Source organism: Serratia oryzae (assembly GCF_001976145.1).
Taxonomy (GTDB): Bacteria; Pseudomonadota; Gammaproteobacteria; order Enterobacterales; family Enterobacteriaceae; genus Chania; species Chania oryzae.
In genome coordinates this window covers 1-848 of the sequence record NZ_MOXD01000056.1, presented here as the reverse complement: position 1 = coordinate 848, position 848 = coordinate 1, and the positions used below count along the sequence as shown (strand labels likewise).

Genomic DNA, 848 nt, shown 5'->3' with positions numbered 1-848 from the left:
GCCAACACCCAGCAGACGACGGGCAAGAACAGCAGCAGCGGTTTTGGCGTCGGGGTCGATGTCTCGACCGCAGGTGTGGCGGTGTCGGCCAACGCCAACAAGAGCCAGGGCTCGGAGAAAGGCAACGGCACCCAGTGGACAGAAACCACGATTGACAGCGGTAACCAGGTGAACATCACCAGCGGGCGCGATACCACGTTAAACGGCGCGCAGGTGAGTGGCGAGAGCGTGAAGATGGACGTTGGGCGCGACCTGACGCTCAGCAGCCAGCAGGACAGCGACCGTTTTGATGCCAAACAGACCAGCATATCGGGCGGCGTCTCGGTGCCGATTGGCAGCCCAGGTGGCAATGTGCAGTTCTCGACCAGCCGTGACAAGTTGCAAAGCAACTATGACAGCGTGCAGGAGCAGACGGGTATCTACGCCGGACAAGGTGGTTTTGATATCACCGTAGGGAACCATACCCAGCTTGACGGGGCTGTGATTGCCAGTACGGCCGACAAGAGCAAAAACAGCCTGGATACCGGTACGCTGGGCTTTAGCGATATCGACAACAAGGCGGACTTCAAGACTGAACACCAGGGCGGCAGCTTTAGCACCGGTGGCAGCCTGTTGGGCAATGTGCTGTCGAACAGTAACAACCTGTCGCTGGCGGGGGCCAATAACAGTGGCCATGCGGAAGGTACCAGCCAGGCAGCGGTCAGTGAGGGTACGATTACCATCCGTGACCAGGCCAACCAGAAACAAGATGTGGCTGAACTCAGCAGAGATACCGAGAACGCCAACGGCAGTATCGGGCCAATTTTTGACAAAGAGAAAGAACAGAATCGGCTTAAGCAGGCGCAACT

Annotated in this window: 1 protein-coding gene; it reads left to right on the top strand. The window is 58.0% G+C overall.

Going from position 1 to position 848, the window contains the following annotated elements; genetic code table 11:
* A partial coding sequence (locus tag BMI79_RS22860; RefSeq protein WP_208611229.1) for a hemagglutinin repeat-containing protein occupies window positions 1-848 on the top strand: 848 nt, incomplete at both ends.